Genomic DNA, 15,913 nt, shown 5'->3' with positions numbered 1-15,913 from the left:
CCTCCCGCCTGCCCCTTTGGAGTCGCCATGGCAACGTCACCGGAGCACGACTTTCTCTCCCATGCAGCCCTTCGTATCATGGAGAGCGCCTCGAGATCGGGGCTCTTCGGCTACACAGAGGGGCAACGCAAGCTCTTCGACTTCTCCTGTGACCTCAAGAAGGACTGGTCAAAGGTAGTCGTGGGGCAGACCTTGTGGCAGCACGGCGGAGACGGCATTGACAAGGACCTCAGGACGCTCCTCAACGAGCGCGATATCGCTGCCGCCGTGTACATTGCCCGTCACGAGAGCCGGCTTCGCTCACGATTCGCTGAAGTAACTCAGTCGCATCTCGACACGCCCCTACGGGACCGACTGTCTCGGTTGCGGGTCTTCTGGGTGCCGGCAGATTTCAAGACAGGCGACGAGAAGTCCGAGAAGTCCACGTACGACTCCCTGCGTGAGGAGATAACGAAGGATCTACTCCTGCACGTGGCTCTCGGTGGGCTGACCCCTCAGGATGTGCAACGCTTCGCCGCCTCCAGGCGTCCCGGCCTTCCCCTTGCGATACTCTCGCACGTCAAGAAGGACGGCTATCGCAACCACAGGCACACGGCGAAGGCTCTAGACGTCAGCCTGGACGCCCTGCGGTACGAGACTGAGCGACTCTTCATCATCGGCTTCCTGGAAAGCGAGAGTCTACAAGGCGGAATCTATCACGTTACCGATAGCGGCAACGCGATGCTGGATATCTGCTCACGACTGCGCGACTACCTCAACGGAAACCTTGGCCAGAACAATAGAAACGCAGAGTTCGAGCACATATGCAGTCTGCTCGGAATAGCCTATCCATCCATACCCATCACCACTCGCCTGCTCGGCAAGGACGCTGAGGTAGACCTACAGGATCCAACGGCCCTGCTGCTGCAACACGTGGCACAAGCCGACAGAGACGGTTCAGTGCACTGGCCCGGACCGTACTTCGCGCTGCCTGCGGCCTCAACGCTCTTCTAGCGTGCGGCGGGCGCCGCTTCTTGGGGCGGCGCCCGGGGTGCTCGTAGTCGTTATGCCGTCGCAGCCAGGTCCGCCCGCCCAAACAGCAACGCGTACCCCGCGGGGAGTTGGGTGAGGACTCGGGTGGTCAGGGGTTCGCCGATGCGGTCCGAGAGGGTGCTCAGGACCGAGCTGACGTCCCAGCGGGCGGTCGCGGGGGTCGAGCCCTCTATGCGGGTGGCCACCGACTCGACGAACTCGCGGGCCGTCAGGGGGTGGGTCGCGGGGATCTGGGAAGCGATGACGCGGCCCGCCTCCCGGGGGAGGGCCTGGGCCAGGGCCACGCGTTCGTCGCCGGTGACGTGGCCGCCCAGGGCCGACAGGACGATCCGGGTGACGCGTTCCGCCTCCGCCCGCGTCGGGTACTGGCCCGCCTCGCGCACCGCCTCGGTCAGCTCCAGCCAGCCTGCGTCCTCCGCCGTGCTCTTGGCACGCGGGCGCGCGGACGCGGTCGGGGCGGGGATGGCGATTCTCGGCTGCGGGGTGGTCACGGTCATCGTGGTGGCTCCTCCTCCGGGACACTTCGGGGCACCGGAAGCCCGGTACCCCGTAATGCGGCTGGCATGGGCGGCAGTTCGGCCAATGTGCGGCGGGTGGGGGTCCTGCGGTGTGTGCTGCCTTTCGGGGGTGCTCAGGGGCGTGTGGTCTGTGATCGGTAGGGGGCCGCGCGGTCTTCGGGCCAGCGCGGGCGGTGGGATTCCGGCGCCTGTCATGGCACAGGGTCACCGCGTCCCGCGGCCCGATCGGGCCGCGGGACGCGTACGTGACGGGCCGCGCCGGTCCGTCCACAGGGGGCCGGCGCGGATGGGCCCGCGAGGCCGGCCGTCGGCCTGTCGGTCACCGGCGAGATCAAGCCGCGCCGGCTCCCCGGGGGGTCGGCCCCGTCGGGCGGTCAGCCGCTGATCTGCTTGCGGTCGTCGCCTCCGCCCGTGATCTGGATGCGGCGTGGCTTGGCCTGTTCGGCCACCGGGATGCGCAGGGTCAGGACGCCGGCGTCGTACGAGGCGTCGATGCGCTCGGTGTCGAGGGTTTCGCCCAGGAACAGCTGGCGGGTGAAGGTGCCCGTGGGCCGTTCGGCGACCAGCATGTCCGCGTCCTCGGGAGCGGGGTTGCGGCGCTCGGCGCGGACGTTGAGGACGTTGCGCTCGACGTCGAGTTCGATCGTCTCGGGGTCGATGCCGGGCAGGTCGAAGTGGACGAGGAACTCGTCACCGGACCGGTAGGCGTCCATCGGCATCGCGGAGGGACGGGCGTTCGCGCCCAGGACCTGCTGAGCGAGCCGGTCGAATTCGCGGAAGGGGTCCGTGCGCATGAGCATCACAGGTCACTCCTCTCTTCAGGGGCTGGTGTGCGATGCCCTACGGCTTCTTATATAACTCTCCGCTGGAAACTTGACAAGCCTCGACTCAGGTTCGGGGACGCGCGCCGCCTGCGCGTTAGCCTCGGGACAGACATCCGGGATACGAGGAGGCACTCATGGCCAGGGTTCCCAGCGCGGTCGTCGCCGCCACCGGGCTCGTCGGCGGCTACGGCGTCGCCCGCTGGACCAAGAAGCGGCAGCTCGGCGGGGCCGTCCTGGCCGTCGCCGGTGCCGCGGCGGCCCAGCAGTGGCGCACCCGGGCCGGCGGCAAGGCGGCCGGCGCGCTGACCGCCGCCTACGTCGCCGCCTTCGCCGGATCCCACCCGCTCGCCAAGAAGGTCGGCGCCTGGCCCTCCGTCCTCGGCGTCGCCGGTGCCGTCGCCGTCGCCTCCTGGGCCGTCGCCGACCGCAGGGCCGCCTGAGCCCCGCTCTTTACGACGCCCCCGCCCGGAACGCCCTCCGGTACGCCTGCGGGCTCGTCCCCACCACCCTCCGGAAGCGTTCCCGGAAGGCCGTCGGCGAGCCGAAACCCGTCTGTCCGGCGATGCGTTCCACGGGGTGCGTGGTGGTCTCCAGCAGATGCTGGGCCCGTCGTACCCGCGCCCGGTGCAGCCACTGCAGCGGGGTCGTACCGGTCTGCTCCCGGAAGCGGCGATTGAGGGTACGGGTGCTCATGCCGGCCTTCGCCGCGATCTCCGCCAGCGCCAGCTCGCGGTCGCAGTGGTCCTCCAGCCAGGCCAGCAGGGGCTCCAGGGTGGTGCCGGCCGGGGCCGGGGGCAGGTCGTGGACGATGAACTGGGCCTGCCCGCCCTCCCGTTCCAGCGGCATCACGGACATCCGGGCCGCGTGCGCGGCGACCGCCGAGCCGAAGTCCCTGCGGATCATGTGCAGGCACATGTCCAGGGCGGCCGCGGCGCCCGCCGACGTCAGGAACTGGCCGTTGTCGACGTACAGGACGTTCGGGTCGACCGTCACCTCCGGGTGACGCCGGGCCAGGTCCGGGGCCGCGATCCAGTGGGTCGTCGCGCGCAGCCCGTCCAGCAGGCCCGTCGCCGCGAAGAGGAACGCGCCCACACAGATCGACGCGATCCGGGTGCCGTGCGCCGCCGCCGCGCGCAGCGCCTCGGCGACCCCGGGCGGCAGCGTCTCCGGTGGCTCCGCCACCCCGGGCAGGATGATCGTGTCGGCCTCCGCGAGCGCCTCCAGGCCGTACGGCGCCCGGACCGTGAAGGCGCCCGCGCTCACCTCCTCCCGCACCGAGCACACCCGCACCCGGTACGGCTGCCGGCCGTCGGGCAGCCGGGCCCAGCCGAAGGTGTCGATGGGGGCGGAGAAGTCGAAGGGGATGACGCCGTCCAGCGCCAGTACGGCCACGGTGTGCATGGCGAGAGGGTAGGGGTACGACGGGTTGTCGCCGGCGGAGGGGCCCGGGTACGGGCTGCCGTCGGCTGCCTGATGTGAGGCGCTGGCGAGAATCCGTCGAACCCTGGCACTCCTGCCACTCCTCCGGGATCCCCGCCGCCCCTAGCGTCCCCCTGTGACCAAGTTCCTCCTCGCCGTCCACGTCATCGCCGCGATCCTCGCCGTCGGTCCCGTCGCCGTCGCCGCCAGCATGTTCCCGCCCGCCGCGCGCCGGGCCCTGGCCACCGGGCCCGGCGACGCCGGTGCCACCGGGACGCTCGGCCTGCTGCACCGGATCTGCCGCGTCTACGCCGTCGCAGGCGTCGTCGTCCCCGTCTTCGGCTTCGCCACCGCGAGCGAGATGGGCGTGCTCGGCAGTGCCTGGCTGATCGTGTCGATCGCGCTGACCGCGCTCGCCGCCCTCGTCCTCGTCGCCCTCGTACTGCCGGCCCAGACCGCGCTCCTCGAAGGCGGTGCCGGGCCCGAACGGACCGCGCGGCTCGCCATGGTCACCGGGCTGTTCAACCTGCTGTGGGCCACCGTGACGGTCCTGATGATCGTCCGGCCGGGCTCCACCACCGGCGCCTGACAGGGAATCCGGGCACCGCCCCCGTCACGGCCTGCTCGCCGCCGGCGGTGCCGTCGGCCCGTGACCCTGGGAACCCCGGCCCTGGGAACCCCGGGACGGCCGCGCTCCCTGCGCCGCCGCCTTCGCCCGGCCCGCCACCGCCGTCAGCGGGCGGGCGACGTCCTCCAGGGAGCGGCGTTCGGCCCGTACCGCCAGGAACGCGGCCACCAGGCCGGCCGCGCACATCAGCGCCGCGCCGATGGAGAAGGCCAGGACCGTGTCGCCGACCCGGCCGGTGCCGGTGAGGTCCGCGAAGAGAAGGGGGCCGCTGATGCCGCCGGCCGCGGTGCCGAGGGCGTAGAAGAAGGCGATGGACATCGCCCGCGTCTCCATCGGGAAGATCTCCGACACCGTCAGGTAGGCGCTGGAGGCGCCCGCCGAGGCGAAGAACAGCACCGCGCACCAGCAGGCCGTCAGCGTGCCGGCGCTCAGCGCACCCCGGTCGAACAGCCACGCCGTGCCGAACAGCAGCAGGCCGGAGAGCAGGTAGGTCGAGGAGATCATCACGCGGCGGCCGACCGTGTCGAACAGCTTGCCCAGCAGCAGCGGACCGCAGAAGTTGCCGACCGCGATCACCGCGAAGTAGTAGCCGGTGCGGTCGGCGGGCACGTCGTAGAACTTGGTCAGGATGGCGCCGAAGCCGAAGGTGATCGCGTTGTACAGGAACGCCTGGCCGATGAAGAGGGAGAAGCCGAGTACCGCCCGCTTGCGGTAGCGGCCGAAGACCGTGCGGGCGATCTCCAGGAAGGTCACGTTCTTGCGCTGGCGGATCTCCAGCTCGCCCTCGGGCTCCGGGAGCCGCTCGCCCCGCTCCTCCTCCACCCGGCGCTCGATGCCGGAGACGATCTCCTCCGCCTCCCGGTCCCGGCCGTGGATCAGCAGCCACCGCGGGCTCTCCGGGACGTGCCGTCGTACCAGCAGGATGACCAGGGCGAGGACGGCGCCGAGCGCGAAGGTCAGGCGCCAGCCGACGTTCGCGGCCAGCAGGTCGGTGTCGAGGGCGACGATCGACAGCAGCGAACCGCCGACCGCGCCCAGCCAGAAGCTGCCGTTGATGACCAGGTCGACCCGGCCGCGGTAGTCCGCCGGGATCAGCTCGTCGATCGCGGAGTTGATCGCCGCGTACTCACCGCCGATACCGAAACCGGTCAGGAAGCGGAACAGGAAGAACCACCAGGCCTCCCAGGAGACGGCGGTGAGCGCCGTCGCGGCGAGGTACACCGCCAGGGTGATCATGAAGAGGTTCTTGCGGCCGAAGCGGTCGGTCAGCCGGCCCCAGAACAGGGCACCCACGCAGGCGCCCGCCACGTAGAGGGCGGCGGCGATGCCGGTGATCTGCCCGGACGTGATGGACAGCCCGCTGCCGGGCTCCGACAGCCGGCTGGCGATGTTTCCGACGACCGTGACCTCCAGGCCGTCCAGGATCCACACGGTGCCCAGGCCGATCACGATCGTCCAGTGCCAGCGGGACCACGGCAGACGGTCTAGTCGGGCGGGGATGGTCGTGGTGATGGTCCGGCCGGTCTCCGGCGACGGCGCTTCGGCTGCTGCACTCATGGGGCTCCCTCCACGTCGAGGCGGGTTATCGGGTGCCCGGAGCACACCGGAACAGTCCGGTCAGGCCCCCAGCCCCCGCGACACCGCGTAGATCACCAGACCGGCCAGGGAGCCCACCACCGTGCCGTTGATCCGGATGAACTGCAGGTCACGGCCGATGTGCGCCTCGATCTTCCGGGTGGTGTGCTCGGCGTCCCAGCCGGCCACCGTGTCCGTGATCAGCGAGGTGATCTCCGCGCGGTACGTCGTCACGACGTGCACCGCCGCGCCCTCCACCCACGAGTCGACCTTGTTCTGCACCTTCGGCTCGGTCGCCATCCGCGAGCCCAGGGACAGCAGCGCGGCCCGCACCCGGGTCCGCAGCTCACTGCGCTCGTCCTCGGCCGCCGCCACGATCATCGACCGCACGGCCGTCCACACGGACGCGATCAGGTCCTGCACCTCGCCGCGGCCCAGCACCTCGCCCTTGAGCCGCTCCACCCGCGCCCGGGTCTCCGTGTCGGACTGCAGGTCGGAGGCGAAGTCGGTGAGGAAGCGGTCCAGCGCGCCGCGCGCCGGGTGCGAGGGCATGTCCCGCATCTCGGTGACGAACCGCAGCAGCTCCTTGTAGACCCGCTCGCCGACCTTCCGGTCCACGAACCGCGGGGTCCAGCCCGGCGCGCCGCCCTCCACCGCCACCATCACGTCGTCCCGGTGCAGCACCAGCCAGTCGTGCGCGCGGGCCACCACCAGGTCCACCACCCGCCGGTGCCCGCCGTCGGCGACGATCCTCTCCAGCGTCTTGCCGAGCCCCGGCGCGATCTCCTGCGCGTTGGCCCGCCGGTTGATCGCCTCGCCGACGACCGCCTGCACGTCCGAGTCGCGCAGCACGGTGAGGGCCCCGCGCAGGGCGGTGGCCAGTTCCGCCGTCACCCGGTCCGCGTGCTCCGGCTCCGCCAGCCAGGCCCCGAGCCGGCTGCCGATGCCCACCGCGCGCAGCCGCTGCCGCACGACGTCCTCGGAGAGGAAGTTCTCCCCGACGAACTCACCGAGCGAGATGCCCAGCTGGTCCTTCTTGGTGGGGATGATCGCGGTGTGCGGGATGGGCAGCCCCAGCGGATGCCGGAAGAGCGCCGTGACCGCGAACCAGTCGGCGAGCGCGCCCACCATGCCGGCCTCGGCCGCCGCCGCCACATAGTCCGTCCACGTCCCGGCGCCCGCGTGCCCTGCCGTCTTCGCCAGGACGTACACCACCGCGACGAACAGCAGCATGCCCGTCGCCGTGAGCTTCATCCGGCGCACCCCGCGCCGGCGCTCCTCGTCGGCCGGGGTGAACGCCGTCATCGTCTTGTACGACGCGACCCGCCCCGGTGTTCCCGTCTCGGTAGGTTCCATCAGCTCCACCCGTTCGGTGATCCCGCACACAATTGTCCCTTCCTGACCGACTCCCGGAACGGAAAAGGAGTTCCCGGCGTCTGTCCGGAGGGGAGTAGTGGCAGGGTCCTGTCAGAACTCCCCGGCCCATGACGCATCATGGGTGAGCAAGATCGGAGCCCCGGGCTCCCATCTCCCGAGGAGAACAACACAAGAGTGGCCAAGCGTCATGGTTATGCGGTGCTCGGTGCGCTGGTCGCCCTGGTCATCGCACTGTCCGCCGGCATCTACGTCACCGTCGCGGCCGATGACGGCACCCCCCGCAACACCCTCGGCGACAACCGCCCGCACCGCGACTCCCACGCCGCCCCCGCCTCCACCGGCACCTGGGTCGGCGCCTGGGCCACCGCCCCCGTCGGCGGCGAACCCGGCACGGAGACCGCCGGCCTGGCGGGCCGCTCCGTCCGCAACGTGGTGCACACCAGCACCGGCGGTACGAGTGCCCGGGTCACACTGTCCAATCTCTACGGCCAGTCCCCCCTCACCATCACCCACGCCTCCCTCGCCCTGTCCAGCGGCGACGGCACCGCGGCCGCCGACGCGGAAACGATGCGGCGCCTCACCTTCGGCGGCAGCACCGGCATCGTCATACCCGCCGGCGGGCAGGCCGTCAGCGACGCCGTCCACCTCACCGTCCCGCACGGCGCCGACGTCCTGATCACCACCTACTCCCCCACCCCCTCCGGGCCGGTCACCTACCACCCGCACGCCCGCCAGACGTCGTACCTCGCCACCGGCGACCGCACCGAGGACGCCACCGGCACCCCGTACACCGAACAGACCCCCTACTGGCGCTACGTGACGGCACTCGACCTGCTCAGCAACGAGGCCGCCGGCACCGTCGTCGTCCTCGGCGACTCCATAACCGACGGCATCACCTCCACCACCGGCACCAACCGCCGCTGGCCCGACGTCCTCGCCGGCCGGCTGCGCAGCGCCCTGGAGAACGGCGAGCAACTGCCGCGCTACAGCGTCGTCAACGAAGGCATCAGCGGCAACCAGGTCCTCGCCGACGGCCTCGGCCGGCCCGCCGAGAACCAGAGCGGACTCGGCCGCTTCGGCCGCGACGCGCTCTCCCGGACCAACGTCAAGATCGTCGTCATCGACCTCGGCGTCAACGACATCCTGCGCAACCCCGAGCTCGCCGACCCCGACCGCATCCTCACCGGACTGCACTCCCTGGTCCGCCAGGCCCACGCCCGCGGCCTGAAGGTCGTCGGCGCCACCCTCATGCCCTTCCAGGGCCACCGCGGCTACACCCCCGCCCGGGAGGCCGTACGACAGCAGGTCAACGCCCGGATCCGGGCCGGCGGCGTGTACGACGCGGTCGTCGACTTCGACAAGGCCCTCCGGGACCCCTACGACCCGCGCCGGCTGCGCCCCGAGTACGACTCCGGCGACCATCTGCACCCCAGCGACCTGGGCTACCGCACCATGGGCGAGGTGTTCGACCTGCGCACCCTGCGGGGCGCGGGGCAGGCGGAGCTGTAACCGCGAGGCGAGGAATACTGGCGGGCATGACCCGCTTGATCCTCGCCACCCGCAACGCCGGAAAGATCACCGAACTGAGGGCCATCCTGGCCGACGCCGGGCTCCCCCACGAACTCGTCGGCGCGGACGCCTACCCCGACGTCCCCGACGTCAAGGAAACCGGCGTCACCTTCGCCGAGAACGCCCTGCTCAAGGCACACGCGCTCGCCCAGGCCACCGGGCTGCCCGCCGTCGCCGACGACTCCGGCCTCTGCGTCGACGTCCTGAACGGCGCCCCCGGCATCTTCTCCGCCCGCTGGTCCGGCCGCCACGGCGACGACCAGGCCAACCTGGAGCTGCTCCTGGCCCAGCTCTCCGACATCGCCGACGAACACCGCGGCGCCCACTTCGCCTGCGCGGCGGCCCTCGCCCTGCCGGACGGCACGGAACGGGTGGTCGAGGGCCGGCTGCGCGGCACCCTGCGGCACGCCCCGGCCGGCACGAACGGCTTCGGCTACGACCCGATCCTCCAGCCGGACGGCGAAACCCGCACCTGCGCGGAGCTGACCCCCGAGGAGAAGAACGCGATCAGCCACCGGGGCAAGGCGTTCCGGGCGCTGGTACCTGTGGTGCGGGAGCTGTTGGGCTGAGAGTGGCCGAGGGGCCGCCCGGATGGGCGGCCCCTGACGTGTGCGGCCGGTGGGACTCGAACCCACACGGGATTTCTCCCACGGGCACCTAAAACCCGCGCGTATCGCCTATTTCGCCACGGCCGCCCCAAAACGGACTATTTGTTTACAGGCCGTTTTGCCTCGCTCAGTGTACGGGGCTGCGCGTTTCTCCGGACGCCCCCTCGGCACCAGGTGCTGGTCGTCGCGTGGCAGTTGGGACAGAGCAGCCGGAGATTCTCGCGCCGGTCGTCGCTCCAGTCGCCGTTGATGTGGTCGACCTCCAGCGTCATCGGCTGCCCCAACCACTCCGGCCCGATGCCGCACTCGGCGCATTCCTCCGGTACGCCCGTCTCACGGAGCGCGCGGCGCAGCAGGTGGGTTCGCGTCCGGCGGCGGCCGTCGTGCTTGACCAGTACTTCCTCAGGCCGTTTGGCAGTCGCGCTCGATCTGCCACGCTGGTGCGCCTGCCCCAGGAAGTGCGAGGTATCGAGGCCTTCCTCTGCCACCCACTCATTGAACAGCGTGCGCAGCTGGCCGGTGCAAGGCTTACTCAGGATGCGGAGAGCACCTGCGATGGAGGTTGCCTGCTCAACTGCACGCTGCAGCTCTTCAGCGGTCGGCTTGGGCGGTGGCCCACCAGCTCGCCGCCGACGTGTGAGGTGTGAGGTGTCGATGCCGTAGTGCTCGAAGCGCTTGCAGAGGTGCCGACGCAGGTTGCGATAGGGACGTACACCCAAGAAGGCGATGACCTCGTCAATGTCGGTGCACTGCGCGGCGGCCTCGGCCAACCGCTCACGCGTGTACTGCACGCCGCTGCTCATACGGCGCCGCCCCGGGAACGACCCTTGCCGCGTCCTCGGTAATGGTCCGTGGTGGCGTGGCAGTTGGGACACAGGAAGCGGAGGTTCTCGATGCGGTTGTCACGCCAGTCGCCGTTGAGGTGATCGACCTCCAAGGGAAGCGGACGGCCCCGCCACACCGGCTCTGTGCCGCAGCGGGCACAGCGCTCCGGCAGGCCTACGGCCCTCATCGCCCATCGGAGCCGGTCGCCCGGAATGCGCCGAACCTGGCCGACCGGTTGCTCTACGAGCAGGGCCTCCGGCGTTCGGGCGCGCCAGGGTTTCCCTCGCTGCGTCGGCAGCTGGAAGTGCGAGGTGTCGATCCCGTACGCCTTGATCCGGCGGCTGATGTGCGTGTGATGGCCGCCGACGACCTCCAGGCCGAGACGGCGCAACACCTCGCACATGTTCGTGGAGGCAGCGACGGCCTCCTCAAGTACCTCCCTCGTCCACTTCACCCCCTCCCGTTCGAAGTGCGAGACATCCACCCCGAGCTTCTTCATCCGCCCGAGCACGTATCGGCGCGTCGAACTCCTCGGATCCACCCCCAGCCTCTGCAGCGCCTCCGACAACGTCCTCGCCCCGCGAGCCGCCGTCTCCAGCCGTTCCTTGGTGTACGGGCTGGCCACCATCGAGACCCTCCGTTCCGGGCACAGGTTCGCAGCCCGTACGGAGTAACGAACCGGTTATCGGACAGTCACGCACGGAAAGAGAAAGCGGCCCGCACCCGGTCCTCCCGGGGCGAGCCGCCGTCAGCGGTAGTGGGCGCCCTCAGATGCCCAGATCCTTGATGATCTTGGCCACGTGGCCGGTTGCGCGGACGTTGTAGAGGGCCCGTTCCACCTTGCCCTCCTCGTCCACGATGATCGTGGAGCGGATGACGCCCAGGTAGGTCTTGCCGTAGTTCTTCTTCTCGCCGTACGCGCCGTAGGCCTCGGTGACCTTCTTGTCGGGGTCGGCGAGGAGGGTGATCTTCAGGGACTCCTTCTCGCGGAACTTCGCCAGCTTCTCCGGGGCGTCGGGCGAGATGCCGATGACGTCGTAGCCGGCGCCGGCCAGGAGTTCCAGGTTGTCCGTGAAGTCGCAGGCCTGCTTGGTGCAGCCGGGGGTAAGGGCGGCGGGGTAGAAGTAGACGATGACCTTGCGGCCCTTGTGGTCCGAGAGGGACACCTCGGTGCCGTCGGCGTCGGGGAGGGTGAAGGCGGGGGCCACGTCCCCCGGCTGGAGTCGCTCGCTCATCGGGCCAGCGTAACCGGGGGGCCTTGCGGTGCGGCGCGGCCCAGAGCTGACAAACTGTTCGGAACAGCATCAGGAGACTTCGGAGGCCGTACGGTGGCGGACACGTCGGACACCAGAACCCCGGCGCAGATCGAGGCGGACATCAGGCGCCGCCGTGAAGTGCTGGCCGAGACGCTCGACGAGATCGGGGTGCGGGTGCATCCGAAGACCATCGTCGGGGATGCCAAGGCCAAGGCGATCGCGCATGTCGATCACACGGTCGGGCGGGCGTATGTGCAGGTCAACCGGGCCGTCAGCGAGGTGCGAACCCGGTTCGTGGATGAGGAGGGGGCGCCCCGGCTGGAGCGGGTCGTACCCGTCGCACTCGTCGTCGTGGGGGTCGTGGGGCTGCTCGCCCTCGGGGCCCGACGGCGCAGGGACTGACCGGGGCAGGTAGGTTCGAGGCGTGAGCGCCAACAGAAACGAGCACAGCACTCCCCACCACGACAAGCTCCCCATCCGGATGCTGCACGACCGGGTTCTCGTGCGGCAGGAGACCGGTGAGGGCGAGCGGCGGTCGGGGGGCGGCATTTTGATTCCCGCCACCGCGGCGGTGGGGCGGCGGCTGGCCTGGGCCGAGGTCGTCGCCGTCGGCCAGAACGTACGGACGGTGGAGCCCGGCGACCGTGTCCTGTTCGACCCGGAGGACCGGGCGGAGGTCGAGGTGCGGGGCGTGGCGTACGTGCTGATGCGGGAGCGTGACCTGCACGCCGTCGCCGCGGACCGGTTCGAGGGGTCGGAGGACTCCACGGGCCTGTACCTGTAGCAACGCGCGGCGAAGAGGGCCGGTGACGATGGTCACCGGCCCTCTTCGCCGTGCTTTTGCCGCATGGTCCTGCTGTCGTACGCCGCGTGGTCCCTGCCCATCGGTACGGCGTACGGGGTCTTCTTCGTGTGTCTGCTGCTGGTCGCCGTGGTGGGGCTGAAGGCGACCGGCGGTCACTGACTGCCGGGCGGGCCCTAGGTGCCGGGGAAGCCTCCGGTGCCCGCGTCGGTACCGGAGGTGTCGCCACCTGTCGTGCCGCCGCCCGGGGTTCCGCCCCCGGTGGCCGTCCCGCCCCCGGTGGTCCCGCCGCCCGTGGTGCCGCCGCCGGTGGTCGCGCCTCCGCCGGTCGTGTCACCGCCGGTGGTCGCGCCTCCGTCCGTGGTCGTACCGCCGTCGGTGGTGGGGCCGCCGCCGGTGGTCGCGCCGCCGTCGGTCGGGGTGCCGGTGGCGCCGCCGTCGGTGGGGGTGGCCGTCGCGCCGTTGGACGGGGTCGCGGTCGCGCCGCCGTCGCTCTGGCCGCCGTCGGTGCCGGGCTGGGCGGTGCTGCTGGCGGGCGGCTCCTGGATCTGGTCGGCGCCCTGTTCGAGCTGGAGGTCGAAGTCGCTGACCGGCTTGCCCTTCAGCGCGTCGCGCGTGTACTGGGCCCAGATCTGGGTGGGCGGGCCGCCACCGTTCATCCGGGCCTGGCCGAGGGCCCCGTACAGCGGCTGGTGCTTGGCGGTCACCGGGTCCTGGCCCATGACGGAGACCACCGTGGCCAGGTCGGGGGTGTAGCCGGCGAACCAGGCGGCGGTGTCGCTCTCGGCGGTACCGGTCTTGCCGGCCGCGGGACGGCCCGCGGCCTGTGCGGCGGTGGCGGTACCGCTCTGCACCACGCTCTGCAGGACGGAGGTGGTGGTGTCGGCGGCCTCCCGGCTGACGGCCTGCTTGGCCGGCTGGTCGGGCAGCTTGACCTCCTCGGTGCCCTCCTTGGTGATCTTCTCGACCAGCGTGTACGTGCCGTGCTTGCCGTGGTTGGCGAGCGTGGCGTAGGCCTCGGCCATGTCCAGGACGCTGGCGGTGGCGGTGCCGAGGGCGATGGACGGGTACGGCTGGAGGTCCGGGGTGCCGGAGGGGATGCCGAGGTCGACGGCGGTCTGCTTGACCTTGGCGGGGCCGACGTCGACGGCCATCTGCGCGTACACCGAGTTCACCGACAGGTCGGTGGCCTTGCGGACGGTGATCTGGCCGTAGGACCGCTGGTCCTCGTTCTCGGGGGCGTAGGCGCCGCCGCTCCAGCCCTGGACGGGGCGCTGGTTGGTGCCGTCGTAGACCGTGTTCGGGGTGATGGTGCGGCCGTCCTGGGTGGTGGACCCGTTCTGCACGGCGGAGGTGAACACGAACGGCTTGAACGTGGAGCCGACCTGGAAGTCACCGCGGGTGGCGCCGTTGGTGTACTGCTTCACGTAGTCGATGCCGCCGTACATCGCGACGACCTTGCCCGTCTTGGGGTCGACGGAGGCGCCGCCGGCCCGGACGTAGGTGTCGGCCTTGCGGTTCTTCTTGTCCAGCTTGGACATCAGCTGGTCGTCGACCGCCTTGACGAAGGCGTCCTGCCGCTTCTTCTGGATGGTGGTGGTGATGCGGTAGCCGCCGGCCGCGAGGTGGTCGGCGTCGATGATGTTGTTGGTGGTCAGGTAGTGCTTGACCGCCTCCACGAGGTAGCCGCGCTGGCCGGACATGCCGGTGGAGATCGTCTGCTCCTTGGGCATCGGGAACTTCATGCCGGCGCGCTTGGACTCGCTCAGCCAGCCCTTGGTGACCATGCCGTCCAGGACGTAGTTCCAGCGGGCGACGGCGGCCTTCTTGTTCTCCGGGTGGGCTACGACGTCGTACTCGCTCGGCGCGTTGACGAGCGCGGCGAGGTAGGCGGCGCGGGCCGGGTCGAGGTCGGCGGCGTCCATGCCGTAGTAGGCCTGGGCGGCGGCCTGGATGCCGTAGGCGTTGCGGCCGAAGTAGCTGGTGTTGAGGTAGCCCTCCAGGATCTCGTCCTTGGACTTGTTCTGGTCGAGCTTGATCGAGATGAAGAACTCCTTGGCCTTGCGGGTGACCGTCTGTTCCTGGGCCAGGTAGTAGTTCTTCACGTACTGCTGGGTGATCGTCGAGCCGGACTGCTTGCCCTTGCCGGTCGCGGTGTTCCACCCGGCGCGGAGCATGGCCTTCGGGTCGACGGCCGACTCGGTGTAGAAGTCGCGGTCCTCGGCGGCCAGTACGGCGTGCTGGGCGTCCTTGGAGACCTGGGCGAGGCTGACGTTCTCGCGGTTGACCTCGCCGTCGCGGGCGAGCTGGGAGCCGTCGGCGTAGAGGTAGACGTTGCTCTGCTTGGTCGCGAAGGCGTTGGCCGGCGGGATCTTCACCATGGAGTAGCCGAGGAAGAACAGCCCGACGAGCAGCAGCACGCCGATGACGAAGGTGCCGAGCACCATGCGCCAGGTCGGCAGGATCCGCCGCCACCCGGTCCGCTTGGGCCGCTTGCCCTTCTTGTCCTTGGCCTTGCCCTTGCCGTTGCCGCTGCCTCCGGCGGTGTCACCGTCGGCGGCGGAGAGGGCGGTGGTCTCGGCCTCGGCGGAGGCGGTGGCGGTGGCGCCGGCTGCGGATGCGGCGGCACCCTTGGCGGCCTGGGCCCCGGCGGCGGCACCGGCGGCAGCGGTACCGGCGGTGCCGGCAGCGCGCGCGGCACGGGCGGCGCGGGCGGCGGCCGGGGAGGAGGCGGTACCGGCCCCGGCCGCGCGGTTCTGGCCGGCGGGGCGGGGAACGGTGGGACCAGGGGTACGGGGGTTACGGCTCTCGGAGTCCGACTCCGTCCCGGCGCGGGGCGCGTTGACCCGCCGGAGCACCTGCGTGGTCTCGGGCGCCTCACCGGGCTGCGGCCCCCGGGGCGGGGTGACCCGACGAAGCACCTGAGTGCTCTCAGCCGGCTGCTCGGCGGGGGCACCGGAACGGGCCGACTTCTTGCCACCGGGTTCCTTGGCGGTGGCCGGGGCATCACCGACAGCCGAAGCGGCACCGCCGTCCGCAGCACCGCCGGAAGCCTGGGCACGCTGAGACGCCGAAGCACCGGAAGCCTGGGCACGCTGAGACGCCGAAGCACCGGAACCCGAGCCACCCTCGGACGCCGGAGCACCGCCCGAAACCGGACCACGCCCAGCCCCGGAAGCACCGCCGGAAACCGGGCCACGCCCAGCACCCGAACCGGAGCCCACGCCCCCACCGGAGGCCGAAGCACCACCGGACGCCGGACCACCCCCGGCCGCCGAACCGCGACCGGACGCCGGACCACCGCCGGAAGCCGAACTGCCACCGGAGGCCGAAGCACCGCCGGAAACCGGACCACGCCCAGCCCCCGAACCGGAGCCCACGCCCCCACCGGACGCCGGACCACCCCCGGCCGCCGAACCGCGACCGGACGCCGGACCACCGCCGGAAGCCGAACTGCCACCGGAGGCCGAAGCACCGCCG

The 15,913-nt window shown here is 71.0% G+C and carries 16 protein-coding genes and 1 tRNA gene; 7 read left to right on the top strand and 10 right to left on the bottom strand.

The features are described 5' to 3' along the window. Positions 1 to 27: 27 nt before the first annotated feature. The gene (locus ACIP4Y_RS00665) at positions 28 to 993 is read left to right on the top strand and encodes a hypothetical protein (protein WP_401385925.1); all 966 of its coding nucleotides are present in this window, start codon (positions 28 to 30) and stop codon (positions 991 to 993) included. Positions 994 to 1,043: 50 nt separating this feature from the next. Here the strand turns inward: ACIP4Y_RS00665 and ACIP4Y_RS00660 are convergent, their stop codons facing one another. After that, positions 1,044 to 1,529 carry a DUF2267 domain-containing protein gene (locus tag ACIP4Y_RS00660; protein ID WP_401385922.1) on the bottom strand — a complete coding sequence of 162 codons (486 nt, stop codon included), beginning with the start codon at positions 1,527 to 1,529 and terminating at the stop codon, positions 1,044 to 1,046. A gap of 395 nt (positions 1,530 to 1,924) precedes the next feature. Continuing rightward, positions 1,925 to 2,350: an Hsp20/alpha crystallin family protein gene (locus ACIP4Y_RS00655; RefSeq protein ID WP_358637303.1), complete on the bottom strand. Its 426-nt coding sequence runs from the start codon at positions 2,348 to 2,350 to the stop codon at positions 1,925 to 1,927. Positions 2,351 to 2,508: 158 nt separating this feature from the next. On the opposite strand from ACIP4Y_RS00655, the gene ACIP4Y_RS00650 reads away from it, so the two are divergent. Then, positions 2,509 to 2,814 (top strand): hypothetical protein, encoded by a 306-nt coding sequence (locus tag ACIP4Y_RS00650; protein ID WP_401385919.1) that lies wholly within the window; start codon positions 2,509 to 2,511, stop codon positions 2,812 to 2,814. A 10-nt stretch (positions 2,815 to 2,824) separates the two neighbouring features. Here ACIP4Y_RS00650 and ACIP4Y_RS00645 read toward each other — a convergent pair whose 3' ends face one another. Continuing rightward, positions 2,825 to 3,775, bottom strand: coding sequence for a GlxA family transcriptional regulator (locus tag ACIP4Y_RS00645; protein ID WP_401385916.1), 951 nt, complete (start codon positions 3,773 to 3,775; stop codon positions 2,825 to 2,827). A 154-nt stretch (positions 3,776 to 3,929) separates the two neighbouring features. Between ACIP4Y_RS00645 and ACIP4Y_RS00640 the strand changes: the two genes are divergently transcribed. Further along, entirely contained in the window at positions 3,930 to 4,382 is a 453-nt protein-coding gene (locus tag ACIP4Y_RS00640; RefSeq protein WP_401385914.1) for a hypothetical protein, read from the top strand. A 24-nt stretch (positions 4,383 to 4,406) separates the two neighbouring features. Here ACIP4Y_RS00640 and ACIP4Y_RS00635 read toward each other — a convergent pair whose 3' ends face one another. Both ACIP4Y_RS00635 and ACIP4Y_RS00630 read right to left on the bottom strand, forming a co-directional pair. Continuing rightward, positions 4,407 to 5,978, bottom strand: a complete 1,572-nt coding sequence (locus ACIP4Y_RS00635) for an MFS transporter (RefSeq protein WP_401385911.1) — start codon at positions 5,976 to 5,978, stop codon at positions 4,407 to 4,409. 60 nt (positions 5,979 to 6,038) lie between these two features. Beyond that, the gene (locus tag ACIP4Y_RS00630) at positions 6,039 to 7,352 is read right to left on the bottom strand and encodes a DUF445 domain-containing protein (RefSeq protein ID WP_358637294.1); all 1,314 of its coding nucleotides are present in this window, start codon (positions 7,350 to 7,352) and stop codon (positions 6,039 to 6,041) included. Positions 7,353 to 7,547: 195 nt separating this feature from the next. On the opposite strand from ACIP4Y_RS00630, the gene ACIP4Y_RS00625 reads away from it, so the two are divergent. Beyond that, a complete protein-coding gene (locus tag ACIP4Y_RS00625; protein ID WP_401385907.1) occupies positions 7,548 to 8,882 on the top strand; it encodes an SGNH/GDSL hydrolase family protein in 1,335 nt (444 codons plus the stop codon). A gap of 26 nt (positions 8,883 to 8,908) precedes the next feature. After that, a complete protein-coding gene (rdgB, locus tag ACIP4Y_RS00620; RefSeq protein WP_358637290.1) occupies positions 8,909 to 9,511 on the top strand; it encodes an RdgB/HAM1 family non-canonical purine NTP pyrophosphatase in 603 nt (200 codons plus the stop codon). A gap of 41 nt (positions 9,512 to 9,552) precedes the next feature. Here the strand turns inward: rdgB and ACIP4Y_RS00615 are convergent. From ACIP4Y_RS00615 to bcp, 4 genes are all read right to left on the bottom strand, one after another. Next, positions 9,553 to 9,637: transfer RNA gene (locus ACIP4Y_RS00615), tRNA-Leu, on the bottom strand. Positions 9,638 to 9,648: 11 nt separating this feature from the next. Beyond that, a complete protein-coding gene (locus ACIP4Y_RS00610; protein ID WP_401385903.1) occupies positions 9,649 to 10,353 on the bottom strand; it encodes an HNH endonuclease in 705 nt (234 codons plus the stop codon). Continuing rightward, complete coding sequence (locus ACIP4Y_RS00605) at positions 10,350 to 11,003, bottom strand: HNH endonuclease signature motif containing protein (protein WP_401385900.1); 654 nt, start codon at positions 11,001 to 11,003, stop codon at positions 10,350 to 10,352. Before ACIP4Y_RS00605 ends, ACIP4Y_RS00610 begins: the two co-directional genes overlap by 4 nt. A gap of 139 nt (positions 11,004 to 11,142) precedes the next feature. After that, the gene (gene bcp, locus ACIP4Y_RS00600; RefSeq protein ID WP_358637284.1) at positions 11,143 to 11,610 is read right to left on the bottom strand and encodes a thioredoxin-dependent thiol peroxidase; all 468 of its coding nucleotides are present in this window, start codon (positions 11,608 to 11,610) and stop codon (positions 11,143 to 11,145) included. A 93-nt stretch (positions 11,611 to 11,703) separates the two neighbouring features. Between bcp and ACIP4Y_RS00595 the strand changes: the two genes are divergently transcribed. Both ACIP4Y_RS00595 and ACIP4Y_RS00590 read left to right on the top strand, forming a co-directional pair. Further along, positions 11,704 to 12,033 carry a DUF3618 domain-containing protein gene (locus ACIP4Y_RS00595; RefSeq protein ID WP_358637282.1) on the top strand — a complete coding sequence of 110 codons (330 nt, stop codon included), beginning with the start codon at positions 11,704 to 11,706 and terminating at the stop codon, positions 12,031 to 12,033. A gap of 22 nt (positions 12,034 to 12,055) precedes the next feature. Further along, entirely contained in the window at positions 12,056 to 12,415 is a 360-nt protein-coding gene (locus tag ACIP4Y_RS00590; RefSeq protein ID WP_014672972.1) for a co-chaperone GroES, read from the top strand. Between the two features lie 194 nt (positions 12,416 to 12,609). Here ACIP4Y_RS00590 and ACIP4Y_RS00585 read toward each other — a convergent pair whose 3' ends face one another. After that, positions 12,610 to 15,354, bottom strand: a complete 2,745-nt coding sequence (locus ACIP4Y_RS00585) for a transglycosylase domain-containing protein (protein WP_401385895.1) — start codon at positions 15,352 to 15,354, stop codon at positions 12,610 to 12,612. Positions 15,355 to 15,913 lie beyond the last annotated feature (559 nt).

This window comes from Streptomyces sp. NPDC088810 (genome assembly GCF_044750305.1).
In the GTDB taxonomy this organism is placed as follows: domain Bacteria; phylum Actinomycetota; class Actinomycetes; order Streptomycetales; family Streptomycetaceae; genus Streptomyces.
Note: the sequence above shows the minus strand (reverse complement) of the source record. Positions and strands in the feature narration are given on the sequence as shown.

What these genes read in the sequence shown, in the direction of transcription:
- ACIP4Y_RS00665 (WP_401385925.1), top strand. Translation starts at nt 28, where the DNA reads ATGGCAACGTCACCGGAGCACGACTTTCTCTCCCATGCAGCCCTTCGT.
- ACIP4Y_RS00660 (WP_401385922.1), bottom strand. Translation starts at nt 1,529, where the DNA reads ATGACCGTGACCACCCCGCAGCCGAGAATCGCCATCCCCGCCCCGACC.
- ACIP4Y_RS00655 (WP_358637303.1), bottom strand. Translation starts at nt 2,350, where the DNA reads ATGCTCATGCGCACGGACCCCTTCCGCGAATTCGACCGGCTCGCTCAG.
- ACIP4Y_RS00650 (WP_401385919.1), top strand. Translation starts at nt 2,509, where the DNA reads ATGGCCAGGGTTCCCAGCGCGGTCGTCGCCGCCACCGGGCTCGTCGGC.
- ACIP4Y_RS00645 (WP_401385916.1), bottom strand. Translation starts at nt 3,775, where the DNA reads ATGCACACCGTGGCCGTACTGGCGCTGGACGGCGTCATCCCCTTCGAC.
- ACIP4Y_RS00635 (WP_401385911.1), bottom strand. Translation starts at nt 5,978, where the DNA reads ATGAGTGCAGCAGCCGAAGCGCCGTCGCCGGAGACCGGCCGGACCATC.
- ACIP4Y_RS00630 (WP_358637294.1), bottom strand. Translation starts at nt 7,352, where the DNA reads ATGGAACCTACCGAGACGGGAACACCGGGGCGGGTCGCGTCGTACAAG.
- rdgB (WP_358637290.1), top strand. Translation starts at nt 8,909, where the DNA reads ATGACCCGCTTGATCCTCGCCACCCGCAACGCCGGAAAGATCACCGAA.
- ACIP4Y_RS00610 (WP_401385903.1), bottom strand. Translation starts at nt 10,353, where the DNA reads ATGAGCAGCGGCGTGCAGTACACGCGTGAGCGGTTGGCCGAGGCCGCC.
- ACIP4Y_RS00605 (WP_401385900.1), bottom strand. Translation starts at nt 11,003, where the DNA reads ATGGTGGCCAGCCCGTACACCAAGGAACGGCTGGAGACGGCGGCTCGC.
- bcp (WP_358637284.1), bottom strand. Translation starts at nt 11,610, where the DNA reads ATGAGCGAGCGACTCCAGCCGGGGGACGTGGCCCCCGCCTTCACCCTC.